Annotated in this window: 11 protein-coding genes; 2 read left to right on the top strand and 9 right to left on the bottom strand. The window is 63.3% G+C overall.

Annotated elements, in window-relative coordinates:
• Nucleotides 1-202 precede the first annotated feature (202 nt).
• From FKZ61_RS15950 to FKZ61_RS15940, 3 genes are all read right to left on the bottom strand, one after another.
• Nucleotides 203-1,084: a carbohydrate ABC transporter permease gene (locus tag FKZ61_RS15950; RefSeq protein WP_141611128.1), complete on the bottom strand. Its 882-nt coding sequence runs from the start codon at nucleotides 1,082-1,084 to the stop codon at nucleotides 203-205.
• Between the two features lie 51 nt (nucleotides 1,085-1,135).
• A complete protein-coding gene (locus FKZ61_RS15945) occupies nucleotides 1,136-2,089 on the bottom strand; it encodes a carbohydrate ABC transporter permease (RefSeq protein ID WP_141611127.1) in 954 nt (317 codons plus the stop codon).
• 168 nt (nucleotides 2,090-2,257) lie between these two features.
• Nucleotides 2,258-3,535, bottom strand: a complete 1,278-nt coding sequence (locus FKZ61_RS15940; RefSeq protein ID WP_268252039.1) for an ABC transporter substrate-binding protein — start codon at nucleotides 3,533-3,535, stop codon at nucleotides 2,258-2,260.
• A gap of 485 nt (nucleotides 3,536-4,020) precedes the next feature.
• Here FKZ61_RS15940 and FKZ61_RS15935 point away from each other — a divergent pair, with 485 nt between their 5' ends.
• On the top strand, nucleotides 4,021-6,270 hold the full coding sequence (locus tag FKZ61_RS15935) for an ATP-binding protein (protein WP_141611125.1): 2,250 nt from the start codon (nucleotides 4,021-4,023) through the stop codon (nucleotides 6,268-6,270).
• On the opposite strand, the gene FKZ61_RS15930 is transcribed toward FKZ61_RS15935, so the two are convergent.
• From FKZ61_RS15930 to FKZ61_RS15910, 5 genes are read right to left on the bottom strand one after another with little or no spacing between them, the layout of a single operon-like run.
• On the bottom strand, nucleotides 6,221-7,462 hold the full coding sequence (locus FKZ61_RS15930) for a response regulator (protein ID WP_170199827.1): 1,242 nt from the start codon (nucleotides 7,460-7,462) through the stop codon (nucleotides 6,221-6,223). The genes FKZ61_RS15935 and FKZ61_RS15930 overlap by 50 nt on opposite strands.
• A 4-nt stretch (nucleotides 7,463-7,466) precedes the next feature.
• Nucleotides 7,467-8,552, bottom strand: a complete 1,086-nt coding sequence (locus FKZ61_RS15925) for an ABC transporter ATP-binding protein (protein ID WP_141611123.1) — start codon at nucleotides 8,550-8,552, stop codon at nucleotides 7,467-7,469.
• A gap of 12 nt (nucleotides 8,553-8,564) precedes the next feature.
• Nucleotides 8,565-9,347, bottom strand: a complete 783-nt coding sequence (locus FKZ61_RS15920) for an ABC transporter permease (protein ID WP_141611122.1) — start codon at nucleotides 9,345-9,347, stop codon at nucleotides 8,565-8,567.
• Nucleotides 9,340-10,218 carry an ABC transporter permease gene (locus tag FKZ61_RS15915; protein ID WP_141611121.1) on the bottom strand — a complete coding sequence of 293 codons (879 nt, stop codon included), beginning with the start codon at nucleotides 10,216-10,218 and terminating at the stop codon, nucleotides 9,340-9,342. Before FKZ61_RS15915 ends, FKZ61_RS15920 begins: the two co-directional genes overlap by 8 nt.
• Before the next feature lie 43 nt (nucleotides 10,219-10,261).
• Nucleotides 10,262-11,374, bottom strand: a complete 1,113-nt coding sequence (locus FKZ61_RS15910; protein WP_170199825.1) for an ABC transporter substrate-binding protein — start codon at nucleotides 11,372-11,374, stop codon at nucleotides 10,262-10,264.
• 212 nt (nucleotides 11,375-11,586) lie between these two features.
• On the opposite strand from FKZ61_RS15910, the gene FKZ61_RS15905 reads away from it, so the two are divergent.
• Nucleotides 11,587-14,634, top strand: coding sequence for an OmpL47-type beta-barrel domain-containing protein (locus FKZ61_RS15905; RefSeq protein ID WP_141611119.1), 3,048 nt, complete (start codon nucleotides 11,587-11,589; stop codon nucleotides 14,632-14,634).
• Between the two features lie 418 nt (nucleotides 14,635-15,052).
• Here the strand turns inward: FKZ61_RS15905 and FKZ61_RS15900 are convergent.
• Nucleotides 15,053-15,234 (bottom strand): hypothetical protein (locus FKZ61_RS15900; RefSeq protein WP_211358590.1); only part of this gene is annotated, 182 nt, incomplete at its 5' end.

Genomic DNA, 15,234 nt, shown 5'->3' with positions numbered 1-15,234 from the left:
GTCTGAGGGTCCTGGCCAGGACGCCAGCAACCTTGGGCGTCTCGTTCCACCGGGTGTACCCGCAGGTCGTGTCGCTCCCCGCCCGTCCACCAGCGTAGCTCTCCGCAGGCTGCTATGTCAACGTGCTCAGCGTGCTCACCCATGGTGTTAGCTCCAGATTCGATTGAAATATATTCCATCAGGCATCCGAACGTGGCCTGATTTAGCCCTTTATGCCCGTCAGAGTAATACCCTGGATGAACTGCCGTTGCGCGAAGAAGAACAGGATGACCACCGGCAGGGTGACCACAGTGGCGGCCGCCATCATGAGGTCCCACTGGGTGCGGTATTGGCCCCGGAAGGCTGCCAGGCCCACCGCCAACGTATACTTGCTGCCGTCGGTCAGGTAGATGAGCGGCCCCAGGAAGTCATTCCAGGTAAACAGGAAGGTGAAGAGTGCCACCGTCGTCAGGGCTGGCTTGGACAGGGGCAGGACGATGCGGGTGAAGATCCCCAGTTCGCTGGCGCCGTCGATGCGGGCGGCATCGGAGAGATCCAGGGGGATGGTCAGGAAAAACTGGCGCAGCAGAAAGATAAAGAATGCGGTTCCCAGGAAGTTAGGCACGATGAGGGGCTTGAAGGTGCCCACCCATCCCAACTGCTTGAAGACCAGAAACAGCGGTATCAGGGTCACCGGATAGGGGATCATCATGGTGCTCAGCGTCACCACGAACCAGAAGTCCCGCCCCCACCAGCGGAGTCGGGCAAAGGCGTAGGCCACAAAAGAGCAGGAAATGACGATCCCCACGGTGGACAGCCCGGCATAGATCAGGCTGTTTTTCAGAAAGAGCAGAAATTTGAATGAAGGGTTGTTGAGGGCCTTGGAATAGTTGGCCCATTGGGGCGGATCGGGGAGCCAGATCAGCGGATAGGTGAAGATCTGCTCCTTGGGCTTGAGGGACGTGCTGATCATCCACGCCAGGGGTAGAAGAAAAGCGATGGCCGCGCCAATCAACACGGCGTAGGCGACTGTCTGGTTCAAGATGGTCAGCACCCGTTTGCTTTGGAGAACCGGTTCCAGCAGGGCGTCGGATTTTTTGCCCATGGCTTGTTTCCCTTGGGGAGGGGCTCCCCTCCGCAGCATAATCGGCATAGCTCACCGCAACTCAGCGCCTTCGTAGTAGACCCATCGCTTTGATGTGACCAGCACAATCAGGGTCAAGATCAGGATGATCGCGAAGAGCACCAGGGCCAAAGCCGATGCGTAGCCCATGTTGAAGTATTGGAAGCCATGCCGGTACAGGTAGTACACATAAAAGAGCGTTGACCAGAGGGGCCCACCCTCGGATATGATGTAAACCTGGGTAAAGATCTGAAAAGCGCCGATCAATCCGATCACCAGGTTAAAGAAAATGGTGGGCGTGAGCATGGGGACTGTCACGTGACGAAAGCGCTGGAAGCTATTGGCGCCATCGATTTCGGCCGCCTCATACAGGTGCGCCGGGATGTCCTGCAATCCGGCCAGGAAAATGATAGTCGTGGGCCCGATGCCCCAGAGGCTCATGAGGATAAAGGCCGGCTTGGACCAGATCTCGCTGGTCAACCAGGGAGGTCCCGGGATGCCAACCCGGGCCAGCAGGTCATTGATCAGGCCGTACTCCGGGTGCAGGATCCAGGCCCAGACGATGGATGCGGCCACCGCCGGCACGATGGAGGGCAGAAAGAAGGTGGTCCGAAAGAACGAGATGCCCCGGATGCGGTAGTTCAGGAGCACAGCCAGGAAGAGCGAGAGGGCCAGGCCCAGCGGCACCGCAAAGAGGCAATAGTAGACGGTGTTGTAGATGGCCGTCCAGAACAATTCGTCCACGAAAAACATCTCGTGATAGTTTCCCAGTCCGATCCACCGGGGCGCCTGCAGCACAGAGTATTCGGTAAAACTGTAGTAGATGGCCGCGCCGATGGGGAACGCGTTCAACAAGATCAGGTTGATCATCCAGGGTGCAAAAAAGAGGTAGCCGGTGAGATTGTCGCGGATTTGCCGGCGGGATGGTCGCCGCAGGCGCGCACGGGCTCCCTTTTCCCCTGGCCGGGTTTCCGTGATGGTCGTCATGGCTGGTTTCGCTCAGCTTCCTCGCGTGCCAGGGGCACTACTACAGTCTGGCGTAAATACCACGGCAGAAATTCCGGGTGCCCTCTGGACGCACTCCCTCTGGTGGAAATCATCAGCGAATTTCTGCCGGGATTTACTACGCCCCCGGCACATATCGCCCGTTCTATTTTATGCCTTCCCCAAGGCTTTATCGAGCTCCCGCTGGGTGGCCTCCTGGGCATCCTGAAGCGCCTGTTCGGGGCTCTTGGCCCCACGCACAATGGCATCCACCGCCGCGCTTAACTGATCGTTCCAGAAGCGGCGGGCGGGCATGGCCGGCTCGTGGTGGGCGTAGGCCAGGGCATCGTTGTAGAGCTTCCAATAGCCCCGGAATTGTTCGTTGTCGGGCAGGGCGTCGGGGTAAATGTCCGTCTGATCCTTGCGAGAGACCATGTCGGCCGCGAAGGGCACCCACATGGCCACGCCATGGATGGACATCCAGGTGAGAAATTGGTAGGCGGGATCGGGGTGGGGCGAGCCTTTGGGTAGGACACACGCCGAACCCTGATTGACACTGTCGTTACTGGTACCGTCCCGGTAAGGCAGAGGGCGTACATCAAAGGGGACATCTGGCGCGTACTCCACCTTGGCCGACAACGACCAGCTTCCTTTCCAGACTGAACCCAGCTGATCCCGGTAGAAGGGATCATCCTCGGTGTCGCCGCCGCCCAGGCTCTGGCGGAAGCGCTCCAACGCCTCGCCGCCATACCTGTCCGCGTACTGTTTTACCCACTCCATGGCAGCGATATTTTCTGGCGTGACGGCTGTAATTTGCTGGGTCTCTTCGTCATACCATTCGCCGCCGGCCAGCCAGCCGAGCAGGTCCTGCCGGGATCCCCAGGGGATGAATCCCACGCGGGTATAGCCATCTTGGGGGGTGCCCTGGGTGATGGCTTCGGCCATGGCATCCACCTCCGACCAGGTGGTGGGCAGCGCCGTGGGGTCCAGGCCAGCTTCTTCGAAGAGACCGATGTGATACCAGGCGGCGTAGGTGCCACTCTCGAAGGGCTGGGCGTACGCCTTACCCTCCCATACGCATTCTGTCCAGGCAGATTCAAACCAGTCTTCCGGGTGCACCTCATCCGACGCGGCGATATAATCGTCCAGGGGAAGCACACCGCCCCGCACGGCCCACTCCACCACCTCACTGCGGTTGATGATGCTGAAGTCGGGGGGATTGCCGGCGGAGACGGCGGTGAGCAGTTTGGTGGCCAGTTCTCCCCATGGCACGATTAGCATTTCCACCCGAATGTCATTGTGGGTCCTGTTGTATTCTTCCACAATTTTTCCCTGAAATTCCCCCCACCGATCCGCCCAGAATGTCCAATACTGGATGGTTACCGCTTCCTGGGATGGCGTCTGAGCCTCTCCGCCTCCGGTCTGGGCTGTTGGCGCTACAGCCGGCATACAGGCCGCTAACGCTGACATCGCGCCCATGCCCAGGCCGAATCTTCCCATCCCCAGCAGTAGCTGTCTTCGGGTGAACGGTTTTCCTGTAAATACCGCTTGACCTGCCATATTGTTCCTCCCTTTGTGGTCAATCTCATCTCATTGCGCCCCTGGAGCCTGGCGTGAATCCGTCTGGGCACCGTCAGAAGCGTCTGCGTGGATAGCCATTGAAGCTACAGCGATTGAGGCAAAACAGATTTTCCTGAAACTTCGCGAAGGGCAGCGGAGTTTCCCTTTAGGGCGCAGTGGGCAAACCCTTCGATGTCTGTGAGTGCTGTGCGGGGAGCCATATACACTTCATTTTAGCCATGGGCCGAAGGCAGATCAATACCCGGGCGGACTTGATGCGGACCTGATCATGACTTTCGTCGTGCAGATTGCAGGACTTGGTCTATAATGGACAGCGCCGCCATCTTGTTCCACTTCTGCTCAGGGAGCGTGTGATGGAAATTTCGCAAGTCAACTTACAGTTGCCCCAATACAGGGTGGAAGTGATGGGAGATCTGCATGGGGCCATGCTGCGCAGGGTCCTGGCGCTGGTCATGCTGGTTGCATGGGTTACCGCCGCGCCCTTTTCTGGGGCAAGCCCGAGCCCAGCCTTCGTGCTTTGCCTCGCCACCATGGGCCTGGGATTGCTTGGCTTCTGGATCCTGGCCTACAGCTATTGGCTGGCTGCCACCACCCTGCTTGTTGGCCTGACCGGACTCGGGCTGTGGGCCACCTGGCTCTATCCCAGCGCTCCTCTTCCCCTTTTTTTTCACCTGACCGTGGCCATCGCGGTCTTCACGTTGGGACCCGCCGTAGGATTCGTTTCTGCCGCGGTAATGAGCGCTCTGCTGCTGTACGCCATGGACGTACATCCGGCGAACCTGTCGGTTACGGCCGCCTGGATCGGCATTCTGCTGTGTTGGCTGAGCTTTCTGCTCACCTGGCAGGGAACCAAGCCCATGCGGACATTGACCCTCTGGTCCTGGCACAGCCATCTTCAGGCCCGGCAACGAGCTGCTCAACTGGAGGAGGTTCAGGCTAAACTCCAGCAGACCCTCAAGAGCCTGGACGCGGCCTACCAGGAGCTGGCCAAAACCAATCGGAAGTTGGCTGTGAGCAAGGCCATCGTGGAAGAGGCCCGCCAGGCCAAGGCCGAGTTCGTGGCCAATGTCAGTCACGAACTGCGCACCCCCATCAACATGATCACCGGCTTCACCGAAATGATCCTGCGGGCACCCCGGACATACGCTCGCAACGGTCTGCCGCCTGCACTCCTGGCCGACCTGGATGTGGTCTTCCGCAATGCCCAACATCTCTCTGAGCTGATCAACGATATCCTCGACCTGAGTCAACTGGATGTGGGGCGCATGGGCCTGGTCCGGGAGTGGGCCAGGATGCCCGAAATTGCCGAAGCAGCTGCCGCGTCCATCCGTCCTCTGGCCGAAGCCAAGGGACTATCCCTACGCGTTGACATGGAACCTGACCTGCCGGCGGCATTTATGGATGCTACACGGGTCCGCCAGATCCTGCTGAACCTTCTCAGCAATGCTGTTCGCTTTACTGAAGTCGGCCATGTCATCCTGCGCGTGAGTCGACATCGGGATCAGATCGTCGTCTCCGTCTGCGATACAGGCCCTGGCGTTGCCCCTCACGATATCGCCAAGCTATTCGAGCCGTTTCGTCAAGTGGATGGATCCGCGCGAAGAAGGATGGGGGGGACTGGTCTGGGGCTTCACATTTCCCGGCGCTTTGCCCGGTTGCATGGTGGGGATTTGACGGTGGAGAGTGAAGTAGGCCGGGGGACTACCTTTCACCTGAGTCTGCCCATTGACAATGACCTGGATCTCTCGCCTGTTGGACATTCAACAGCCCCGGATGCGCTCCTGTTGGCCAGGAAGAGCGCCCCGTATATTGTGGTGGAACCGCAGCCGCTGCTGGAAAGATTGTTGCGGCGCTATCTGGATCATACGGAAGTTCTGGCCGTGCCTTCCATCCAGGAGGCCATGGCCTTGAGCCGTTCACAACCCATCCAGGGCATCGTGTTGCGCACCACGCACCAGCGGGAAAGCCTCTCTCTGCTGCAGGAAGCCAAGAAGATGGTCTGCGATGCACCCCTGATCGTGTGTGCCATGCCCGGTTCCCTGGAGGCGTACAGCCAGGAACGAGGGCTGGCAGGCTACCTGTTGAAACCGCTGGAACGCACACAATTGATGGCCATCCTGGCCCGGTTTCCCCACGCCCGCACCCTCTTGCTGGTGGATGACGACCGGGATTTCCGCCATCTGTTTTCCAGAATGCTCAAAACAGCAGACAGGGAATACATCTTATGGCAGGCCATGGGCGCTGAGGAAGCGCTGGCTATCCTGAAAGAACGCCAACCCGATCTGCTTTTCCTGGATGTCCTCCTGCCCCATCTGGATGGGCCCTGGCTCCTGGATCATATCCGGGCACAGCCAGAATTGAGAGACCTTCCCGTGTTTTTTATCACGGCCCAAGACGCCTCCGGCAGTCCACTGGTGGCCAGCCTCCTGGAGATTACCCATCGGGGCGGGCTCTCTGCCGATGAGCTCATGCGCTGTATTCAGGCGGTGGGCCAGGCTTTTACCGGCGCCATTCCCCCGGTCGAGCGAGCCACGGAGGTAGAGGATACCAACGCTATGGCTGAATTACCTGGTCAAGTGCTGCCAGTAGTTGTTCCTGGCTGACTGGTTTATGGAGAAAGTCGTCGGCTCCCAACGAGAGTGCCAGCTCCCGGTCCGTGAGGATTGTGGCCACGATCACCGGGATGGTCGCGGTCAAGGGATGGGCTTTGAAGAGGATCAGCGTCTCCCATCCATCCTGTTCGGGCATCATGACGTCCAGGATCATGGCCCTGGGCTTCACCCTTTGGGCCAGAAAGATGGCTTCCTGGCTGGAGCTGGCGATAACCGGACGGTACGGGCTCCCTTCCAAATAGCGGCTGAACAGTTCGGTGGTATCTTCATTGTCTTCGACCAGCAGGACGGGCAGACGCCGGACCACAGGGACTTGGAGGGTGAGCATGGGGGCTCCAGACTCAATCCGGCCGACCTGCAGGTTGCCGTTGTACATGTCCAGCAGTTGGCGGGGAATAGCCAGCGCTTCCAGGGCAGAGGGTTTTGTGAATAGCGCTGCCGATTGGGGTGGAGCAGGGGCGGAGGAATCGGAACATGGCTGAATGGTAATCTGGATAACTTCCCCTTGGGTACGGGCTTCAACCCGGACACGATGGGCCAGTGTACGGTCAAGCATGAAGGCCAGGGTGCTCACCATCGCCTGGCGTATGGCCTGTGGATGAATCCGCAGCAGTGGAAGATCCGGGACAAGATGGAATTCAATGTGAACACCTCTGTTTCGGGCTAAAGGTGCCAAGAGCTGCTCCACTTGAATAAAGATTTCGTACAGTTGGGTCTGTTGCAGGGTGCCTTCACGCTGCAGCCAGTCCAGGTCAGAGCCCACCTTGGGCTCCGGCCAGCTGCTGTCTGGGAGCCCTGCTTCCTCCTCTCCTGCTTCAGTGATTTCCAGGTGCCGTACCCATAAAAGCCTGGCAAAGCGTTCAATGGCCCGGGCTTGAAGTCGCCGATAATGGCGCTCACCCAGTCCCAGTTGACCGGCGACTTCTTGGGTACTCATGCCCTGGACAAAACGGTAGAGAAGGATCTGGTAAATGCGCCAATCGGGTGCATCCATGGGCGTTTCGGCCTCTGGCCTGAGGGCTTCTACGGCATCGATCAGGATCTGTTTTAGGCTTCGAGGACCTGTAAAGCCGGGTTCAGCCTGCAGCCATGCCCTGAGATGCAATGACCGGAGCCGGTCATAGTCGTAGAGATGATGTAATGCTTCCCGGACTTCCTCGTAGAACACCTCTTGATCAACCATGGTGCTAGCCCTCCAACACCAGGGTGTGGGCCGGATCCCAGGTGACGTAGACCCGCTGACCGAGGGCAGGCGGCTCAGGCAAGAGGCCATTCTGGGCGAAGACCACAAACTCGTCCCCACCGGCCCGGCGCAGATGGTAGTTCACACTGGGTCCATTGTAGGCGATGTGCTCCACAGCCCCTTCCAGGGCAAATGGGGTGGCCGGTGCCTCTACCGCCAGACGGACATTCTCCGGCCGCACTGCGCAGATGATGGACGCCCCTGGCTGCCAGGCCCGGCCGGCCACCTGCTCCCCCCGGGCCTGGATCTGGCCGCCGCCTGCCAGGCCAACGGTCAGGGCGTCCCCGGTCACCGCCTGAACCGTGCCAGGCAGGATGTTGGCTTCGCCCAGGAAGTCGCAGACGAAGAGGGTCCGAGGGCGTTCGTAGACCTGACGCGGTGGCCCCTCCTGGGCAATTCGCCCCTGGTTCATCACCGCAATGCGGTCGGCCAGGGTCAGGGCCTCCTCCTGGTCGTGGGTGACGAAGAGGGTGGTGATGCCCAGCCGCTGCTGCAACTGGCGCAGCTCCACCTGCATCTGGGTGCGCAGCTTCTTGTCCAGCGCGGCCAGGGGCTCATCCAGTAGCAAAACCTGGGGCTGGGTCACAATGGCCCGGGCCAGGGCCACCCGCTGCTGTTGCCCCCCGGAAAGCTGGGCCGGACGGCGCCCGTCCAGCCCGGTCAGCTGGACCAGATCCAGCACCTCGCTCACCCGCCGACGGATCTCCGCCCGGGGCACCCCTCGGCTCTCCAGCCCAAAGGCCACGTTCTCGGCCACGGTCATGTGGGGGAAGAGGGCATAGTGCTGAAAGACAAAGCCAATGTGGCGCTCATATGGCGGAATGCCCGCCACAGGCCGGCCGCCAATGGTGATAGCGCCCGACTGAGGCTGGAGAAAGCCGGCTACCAACCGCAGGATGGTGGTCTTGCCGCTGCCGCTGGGGCCCAGCAGGGCAAAAAACTCCCCCTCCCTCACATGCAGGGTGACGTCGTCCGCGGCCATCACATCGCCGTAGCGAAAGGTCACATGCTCCAGGCGTACGTCGCTCATGTCCAGGTCCAGTTAACGCAGGCTGATCTCCCGCCCCACCACCAGGATGCTGGTGGCGGAGAGCAGGAAGACGATGGTAGAAATGGCGTTGATCTCCGGCGTGAAGCCCTTGCGGATGGCGGAGTAGATCTCCACCGGCAGGGTAGAGACGCCCGGCGGCGCCAGGAAGTAGGAGATCACGAAGTTGTCGAAGGAGACGGTGAAGGCAAAGAGGCCCGCGGCCAGGATGCCGGGCAGGGCCAGGGGGAAGGTGACCCGCCAGAAGGTTCGCCAGGGCCGCGCGCCCAGGCTGGCCGCCGCTTCCTCCAGGGCAGGATCGGTATTGGCCAGGCGGGAGCTCACCACCAGGATGGTGTAGGGCAGCTGGATGGTCACATGACCCAGGTAGAGGGTCGCCAGGCTGCGGGGGATGCCGGCCCAGAAGAAGAGCAGCAGCATGGCCACCGCCAGGATCAGCCAGGGGATGGTGATGGGCGGGATGAGGAGCGCCTGCAACAGCTGCCGCCCCCGAAAGCGGTAGCGAGCCAGGGCCAGCGCGGCCAGGGTCCCCAGCGCGGTGGCCGTCAGCGCGGAGAGGAGGGCCAGGGCCAGGCTGTTCAGGGTGGCCAGGATCAGGCGTTCGTTTTGGGCCAGGCGCCGGAACCAGACCAGGTCCCACACGATGGGGAATTCGTTGAGCTGGGAGCGGTTGAAGGCCATGAGCATCATGACCAGCACCGGCGCGTAGAGAAAGAGTAACGACAGCCCAATGTAGGTGCGGGCCAGCCAGGCCCCCAGGGCAGGCCGGTCACCCATGGCCCGCCTCCTGGCCGCGGTCCCATGTGGCCAGGCCGAGGAGCCGGGCCGACAGGGCCATGATGAGGATCACGATGAGGAGCAGGATGAACGAGAGCGCCGCGCCCAGGGGCCAGTTGAAGACCTGCACGAACTGGTCCTCGATGATGGTGCCCAACATGGTGCCCGCCGGCCCGCCCAACAGCCGGGGCTCCACAAAGGAGCCGATGGCCGGGATGAAGACCAGGATCACGCCGGCCAGCACGCCCGGCAGGCTCAACGGCCAGATCACCCGGAGGAACGTCCGCCAGGGCCGGGCCCCCAGGCTGGCCGCCGCCTCCAGCAGGGAGGTGTCGATGCGATCCAGCGCAACGTAGATGGTCAGCACCATGTAGGGCAGGTAGGCGTGGACCAACCCGATGATGATGGCGGGGTAAGTGAAGAGCAGCCCATCCTCCAGGGGAATGCCCAACCGGCTCAACAGGGCGCTCACAATCCCGCCTTTGCCCAAGACAATGATCCACGAATAGAGCCGGATCAGGGAGTTGCTCCAGAAGGGCACGATGATCAGCAGGAAGAGGGCCGTCTGCCAGCGTCCCTGCACGTATCGGGCCAGGGCATAGGCCAGGGGATAGCCCAGGAGCAGGCAGCCCAGGGTGGTGTACGCGCCCATCACCAGGGAATCCAGGGTGAGGCGGCTGTAAAAGCCCCGGGAGAAGAAGCGGGCGTAGTTCTCCAGGGTCAGGTGGACGGTCCGGTTGCCCAAGGGCACATCGCTCAGGAAGCTGAAGTAGAGCATGATGAGCAGGGGCAGGAAACCGAAGAGGGCCAGCCACAGGTAGGCTGGCCCCAGGAGGGCCACCAGACTCCACCGGGAAGGCGCTTTTCTCATGCCAGATGACTTGCCCTGTGATTGGGTTTAGGCTGGACGGCGCTTACTTGGCGCCGGCCTTCACCTCTTGCCACAGCTCGATCCACTGCTCCCGGACCTCCGGCGGCGTGTAGGTGATGAAGGCCAGTTTCTCCACCACCGACGGATCGCCGAAGACGGTGTTGGTGAAGGAGTCCTCGGGCATCTGGGCCAGGCTCTCGGGGTTGGCCGGCACCGGCGCGCCCGCCACCCGGTCCCACTCTACGTAGAACTCCGGGCTGCTCATGAAGTCGATCCAGGCGTAGGCCAGCTCCGGGTTGGGCGCGTCCGCAGGGATGGACCAGGCGTCGATCCAGCCGATGGCCCCTTCCTGGGGGATCACAAAGGCGATGGGCAGGCCAAAGACCGTCTGGGCCCGGGAGGTGGAGCCGCTCCAGTAGACGCCCAGGGAGATCTCGCCGCTGCTGAAGAGGCGGTTGAACTCATCCTCCGACTGCCAGAAGGCCCGCACGTTGGGCATGAGGGCTTCCAGCTTGGCCCGCACCGCGTCCAGGTCCTCTGGCTGGCTGGGATTCTCCAGGCCCAGCGCCAGGGCCGCGAAGATCACCGCGTCTTCATAGTTGTCCTCGAAGCCCACCTGCCCCGCATAGGCCGGATCCCACAGGACGTTCAAGGAGTCGAAGCCTTCGGGGTAAAGTTCCGTGTTGTAGACCAGGGAAGTGGCACCCCAGGCCCACGGAACGCCGTAGACTTCGCCCTCGTGGACGATCTCCGGCAAGGTCTGGAAGCGCTCCGGCAATTTGGACCAGACCGCCAGCCGGCTGACGTCGATGGGCTGCAGGAGCCCGTCCTGAATGGCGGGCGGGATGTAGGCGATGTTGGGCAGGACCACGTCGTACTTGCCGGGGCTGGTGCGCAGCTTGGTCAGCAGTTCATCCTCGGAATTAAAATAGTCGTGGATGACCCGGGCGTTGTGGGCCTGTTCAAACTGCTCGATGGCCCACGGCTCGTCCGAGCCGTACCCCTGCCAGTTGAGCACGTGGAGCTCCCGGACAGCGGCCCCCTCGCCCGATTCGCTGGTCGTAGGGGCCGCCCCGGGAACCGGCGCACAGGCCGCCAGCAGCCAGAGGACCAGGATGAGTCCAACGCAGGTGAGTGATTTCAGGCGTGTGGTCATGGGATTCTCCTTTGTACTCATCGTATTTGTCCTCGTATTTGTCCTCATCGTATTTACCACTTTACCACTGTTGCGCAGAGCAACTCTGTCATAAAGCGGATGTCAGGCTGTCACAGGTGTGGTTGAATGGGGGAAACCAATGGGTGGTTGAAATCAGTTATCTCGCTAACAGTGTACTATAGAGTGGCCCCACAGAAAAAAGGGGCTCAAGTGTGAGCGTCGCGGGCGTAGGCCCACGGGAAGAGGTGCGCATGGTGATGGTGAATCGACGGTGGGGCTGTAACCGGGCGGCCAGGGGGGTGGCGTTGCAGGCCGTGGCGCTGGTGGCGGCCGTGGGTGTCGGGCTGGTGCTGTTGCTGTTGACAGGGATGGCCCGGGTGGCCGCGGCCTCCACCCCGCCGGCCCCCCAGGTGGAGACAGGCACGGATCCCCGCCATGCCTACCTGGCCGTGGACGGAGTGGTGCTCCTGGACGAGGCCCACGCCCACCTGGGCCCCCTGCAGTGGCGCCCGGATGGACGTCTGGTGGCTGTGGCCGTCGCGCCCCTGGGCACCCAGACGGCCGCCCAGGCCCGGGTCTACCTGGTGGACGTGGACGCAGCCCAGCTCATCACGGTCATCCCGGGCTTTTCGCCCGAGTGGCAGGCAGACGGCTCCCTGCAGGTGGCGGCTGCCAGCGGCGTCGTGGCGTACGACCCGGCCACGGGGCAGCTGACGTCCCTGGCTCAGGCCGATGCCGTCCACCCGTTCTCCCAGGCTGAGCTGGCCTGGGACCTGGTTAGCGCCGACCACGTCCCCCCGTACCCCGCCACCATCCGGGTGGCCCACCACCCCAGCAACGGCTGCCGGGATGTGCCCGCCTGGCAGGTGGATGTCATCCCCTTCGAAGAGTATGTGGCCCGGGCCGTGCCTGCCGAGGTGCCGGCCAGCTGGCCCTTCGACGCGCTGGCCGCCCAGGCCGTGGCCGCCCGCACCTACGCCTGGCGCCAGATCCTGGTGGGCCGGCCCGATTACGACGTCACCGACTGGGCCAACTTCCAGATGATGTGCGACCAACGCTATCCCAGCACCGATGCCGCGGTGGCAGCCACCGCAGGCCAGTACCTGAGCGCCCGGGATGATCCCTTCGGCTGGCCCATCGTGGCCATGTACAGCGCGGAGAATGGCCATCCGACCCGCACCAATCCCAACGTGAGCTACCTCCAGGCCGTGCCCGACCTTTTCGCCCTGGGGCAGGCGCGTTGGGGGCACGGCTACGGCCTGAGCCAGTGGGGCGCCTTCCGCCGCGCCCAGGCCGGCCACAACTACCGCCAGATCCTGGGTCACTACTACACCGGCGTCTACCTCCAGGACGCGACTGACCCTGGCCGTCCCCTGGGCGCGCTGCTGGACCTGGGGCCGGCAGCGGTCCTACCCGGCCCGGCCGTGCGCTGGCGGCCCCTCTTGCCCCACGGCGTGACTGCCACCCTGGCCATCCAGATGCCTGGCGGCATCAGCGTCACCTACCCCATCAGCCCGGACGGTGGCCTCTGGCGGCCGGATCCGGCCCCTGCCGCTGTCACCTACACCGCTACCCTGCGGGTGGCCGACACGCAGATGGACCAGGTCGTGGTGGCCTTCGACGCTACGCCGCCGGCCACGCCCGCCCTCTCCCTGCCGGCTGTGGTCACCGGATCCGTCATCCCCATTTCGGTTACCCGCCCCGGGGATGCCCGCTCGACGGGATGGCTCGGCCTCAGCCGCAATTGGGTGTGGGAGGGGGAGTCCCTCTACCAAACGCCAGGCAGTGGCCAGGTGGTGAGCGACACAGCCGCGGCCAACGGACAGGCCCTCCAGGCCCGCGCAGGGGTGGATCAGGCCGGCGTCTGGTACGGCCCGTACACCACCCGCCTACCGGCTGGCCGCTCCTACCGCGCCCTGTTCTGGCTGCGGGCCACGCCACCCGCCACAACGACGCTTACCACCACGACGTTCACCATGACCGGCGCCATGACGGGCACCCTGACGCCAGCCCGGCGGGTTGCCCGCCTGGATGTGGTGGATGACCTGGGTAACCAGATCCTGGGGCTGCGGGATGTCTGGCCCAGCGATTTCATCTCCGGCGGCGTCTACAGCCCCGTAGCCGTGGACTTCTACCTCTTCACACCGCCCCGGGGGCTGGAGTTTCGGGTGGCCTGGCCGGGGGAGGTGGACCTGGCCCTGGATCGGGTGGAGGTCTGGCAGTTGCCGCCCGTCCCGGCAGCGCCCCACGCCACGGTGAGCTGGCCCGCCTACGGTGGTGCCGGTCCCACGGCCATCCAGGCCATCGCCTTCGACGAGGCGGGCAACCCCAGCCGGCCGGCCAGCGGGCAGGTCACCATCCAGGATGAGACCTCGCCCGAATTTGGCGCAGATTTTTCGCCCCAGGGCTGGCAACGGGAAAGCGTGGCCCTTTCCGTCACCCTCCCGGTCACCGATGGGGTCAGTGGATTGGCTACCGGCGAACTCGTGCTGGAAGGGCCGGGCCTGTCGGGAACGAGGACGGCCAGCTTTTCCTTCCCGGAGAACCCGTGGGCTCCCCAGCACATCGCTGCCTCCCTGCCACCCCTGCCCGACGGCCTGCACCGGATCCAGTTCCGGGCCACGGACCACAGCGGCAACGTGGCCCTCAGCCGGGTCTTCACCCTGGGAGTGGACACCACCCCGCCCACGGTGACGGCCATCCTGACCGGCCCCCAGATGAACGGGTGGTACACTGGGGCGGTGACGGTGACTTTGCAGGGCGAGGACAGCGTCAGCGGCCTGGCGGGAATCTGGTATGGGGTGGACGGCGCCGGAGAGCAGCTGTACACCGGCCCGGTCCGCCTGGAGTCGGCCGGCGTCCACCGGCTGACCTACTGGGGACAGGACCAGGCCGGCAACGTCAGCCTGACCCACTCTATCACGGCGGCCCTGGATCTGGCGCCGCCTGTTGTCCTTCTCTGGCAGGCGCTTGCTCCGTCGGGCGCGCCATCCGGGAGCGTGGCCATCCACTGGTCGGCCAGTGACGATGCCGCCGGCGTGGAGCGGGTGGAGCTGGCATCCCGTCGGGGCAGCGGGGAATGGCAGGCGGTGGGCGGCGCCTGGCCGGCCAGTGGCTCCACGGCCCTGCCGCTGGCACCCGACGAGCCGGTTTGGGTACGGGCCCGGGGGATCGACCGGTTGGGGCGGACAGGGCCATGGGTGGAGATGGCGCTTCGGCTCACCGGCGGCCAGCTCTTCTTGCCCCTGGTCCAGCGTTGACCGCCGGCGCCCTTTGGGCCATACTGAGGGCCACCCGATTCGTTTTTTTACTTTTGGCTGTGCGGTAGGGGCGGCTCCCAGCCGCCCGAGGGTGCCAGATCCAGGTGGGTGAAGGGACGGCGACGGCTGCGCAGCGACTGGGTCGGCATCCTCAGATGCCGACTCCGCGTGGCGGTGGTGATCCTTATATCCGTGGCGTCCGATCTGTGCGGATGGCGGCTCTTGTCGTAGGTGCGGTCTCCGGCCGCACGGTGGTGCCCGGAAGGGCGCCCATTCCCGTAGGGGCGGGCCGCCGTGCCCGCCCGCTGTCGAACCAGCCACCCACGGCGGGCCAGAGACCCGCCCTACCCACGTGTTGCACCCAATCCGGACAGGTGCAGGGACGCCGCCGCATGGGGCGTTGTCTGTGTAATCCGTGTTATCTGTGGCTGAAAATAAAGTGCAAAGATGACTCCTCTGCAGAAAAGTCAAATAGGACGCTGATATGTCTCGGTAACAATCGACAAAACGGCACCTCTGATCCTTGAGAACCGAATAACACTTCCTGAACGGCGTGCGGGGCGACCGCGCAAAGCTGGCTAGTTGCTCCGGCCGCTTCCT

Origin of the sequence: Litorilinea aerophila, from assembly GCF_006569185.2 — a bacterium.
Lineage (GTDB): Bacteria > Chloroflexota > Anaerolineae > Caldilineales > Caldilineaceae > Litorilinea > Litorilinea aerophila.
This window is presented reverse-complemented; position numbering and strand designations above follow the sequence as displayed.

Excerpts from the sequence above, each read along its gene's own strand:
- FKZ61_RS15950 (WP_141611128.1), bottom strand. The coding sequence starts at position 1,084 with ATGGGCAAAAAATCCGACGCCCTGCTGGAACCGGTTCTCCAAAGCAAA.
- FKZ61_RS15945 (WP_141611127.1), bottom strand. The coding sequence starts at position 2,089 with ATGACGACCATCACGGAAACCCGGCCAGGGGAAAAGGGAGCCCGTGCG.
- FKZ61_RS15940 (WP_268252039.1), bottom strand. The coding sequence starts at position 3,535 with ATGCCGGCTGTAGCGCCAACAGCCCAGACCGGAGGCGGAGAGGCTCAG.
- FKZ61_RS15935 (WP_141611125.1), top strand. The coding sequence starts at position 4,021 with ATGGAAATTTCGCAAGTCAACTTACAGTTGCCCCAATACAGGGTGGAA.
- FKZ61_RS15930 (WP_170199827.1), bottom strand. The coding sequence starts at position 7,462 with ATGGTTGATCAAGAGGTGTTCTACGAGGAAGTCCGGGAAGCATTACAT.
- FKZ61_RS15925 (WP_141611123.1), bottom strand. The coding sequence starts at position 8,552 with ATGAGCGACGTACGCCTGGAGCATGTGACCTTTCGCTACGGCGATGTG.
- FKZ61_RS15920 (WP_141611122.1), bottom strand. The coding sequence starts at position 9,347 with ATGGGTGACCGGCCTGCCCTGGGGGCCTGGCTGGCCCGCACCTACATT.
- FKZ61_RS15915 (WP_141611121.1), bottom strand. The coding sequence starts at position 10,218 with ATGAGAAAAGCGCCTTCCCGGTGGAGTCTGGTGGCCCTCCTGGGGCCA.
- FKZ61_RS15910 (WP_170199825.1), bottom strand. The coding sequence starts at position 11,374 with ATGACCACACGCCTGAAATCACTCACCTGCGTTGGACTCATCCTGGTC.